Below are 1,512 nucleotides of genomic sequence, written 5' to 3' on the forward strand. Positions count from 1 at the left end.
AGAACTAGACCAAAAGCCAAAGTGGCTTAGTCTAGTTCTCAAAAATCTCTTCATCCTTACCGATTGACAAAGAGCCGGTAAAAAGGCGGTTTGCAATCTTTCGGGTTGTAAACCGCCTTTTTGAATTAATTTTCTCTATAAAGATTAAAGAAAAGTTAAATAAAAATTAAAATAGTCTTGACCAGACCAAATTTTGATAATACACTTATTATAATTTAATGATTAGAGAGGAAATGAAGCTATGCCTGAATTAGCAAACGATTTGTTAGGGACAATTAACCACAAGCTGGATGCCCAGAGTCCATCTGGTATCCGGGCCTTTGACCAGGAAGTTTCTAAGGTGCCGGGGATCATCAAGCTGACCCTGGGTGAACCGGATATGAATACGCCGGAACACGTCAAGCAGGCGGCCATCAAGAGCATTCAAGAGAACGATTCTCACTATGCTCCCCAGGCTGGGAAGCCGGAACTGCTTGAAGCCATCAGCAAGTTCCTTAAGGATACCCGTGGCGTTGAATACAATCCTGATAACGAGATTGTTGTCACCGTTGGGGCCACAGAAGCCCTGGTGGCAGCCCTGTTCTCCCTGCTGAATACTGGTGATAAGGTCATCATCCCAACACCGGTCTTCTCACTGTACTTCCCACTGGTTGCAATGACCGGTGCGACTGCTGTTCAGGTTGATACTTCAGCCGATGATTTTGTTCTGACGCCGGAACGCTTGGAAGAAGTCATCGAACGTGAAGGCAAGGGAGTTAAGGCAGTACTGCTTAACTACCCATCCAACCCCACCGGTCGTGAATATCCAAAAGATGTCCTGGAGGGCTTGGCCAAGGTTATTACCAAGCACCACCTCTATGCGGTTGCTGATGAAATTTACAGTGACCTGGTCTATGGGGTAGAGCACTACTCGCTGGCCACGATGATTCCAGAACGGACCCTGTTCATCTCCGGCTTGTCCAAGTCTCATGCCATGACTGGCTACCGTCTCGGCTACATTGCGGGTCCAGCCCAGATCATGTCCAGTATCCGCAAGATGCATGCTTACCTGGTAACAACCGTCACGGATAATGTCCAGGCAGCGGCTACCGAGGCGTTGACCAATGGCCGTGAAGACCCAGTTGCCTTCCGTAAGATTTACGAGCACCGGCGGGATCTGGTTGTCGATGGTCTGCGGAAGCTCGGTTTTGAGATGTCAACGCCACAAGGGGCCTTCTACATCTTCGCCAAGATTCCGGACCGTTTTGGCAAGGACGATGTGGCATTTGCTAAGCGGCTGGCCAAGGAGGCCAAGGTTGGGGTTACCCCCGGCAGTGCCTTTGGTGCCGGGGGTGAAGGCTACGTCCGTCTTTCCTACGCCTCATCAGATGAGGACCTGCAGGAATGCCTGAAGCGGATCGGCGAATTCGTTAAAAACTTAGATTAAAATTAATTGAAAAGGGGCTGTGACAAAAGTCCCTTGAAATAAAAGAACCATTCGGAATTTCCAAAGAAATTCTGAATGGTTCTTCC

Annotated in this window: 1 protein-coding gene; it reads left to right on the forward strand. The window is 48.7% G+C overall.

Translation table 11 applies throughout. The features are described from left to right. The first annotated feature begins 241 nt into the window (after positions 1-241). A complete protein-coding gene (locus tag QOS10_RS09350; protein WP_283595188.1) occupies positions 242-1,426 on the forward strand; it encodes an aminotransferase class I/II-fold pyridoxal phosphate-dependent enzyme in 1,185 nt (394 codons plus the stop codon). Positions 1,427-1,512 lie beyond the last annotated feature (86 nt).

The sequence above is a fragment of the Limosilactobacillus galli genome (genome assembly GCF_947381495.1).
In the GTDB taxonomy this organism is placed as follows: Bacteria; Bacillota; Bacilli; order Lactobacillales; family Lactobacillaceae; genus Limosilactobacillus; species Limosilactobacillus galli.

Coding starts and splice junctions, on each gene's coding strand:
- QOS10_RS09350 (WP_283595188.1), top strand. CDS start 242: ATGCCTGAATTAGCAAACGATTTGTTAGGGACAATTAACCACAAGCTG.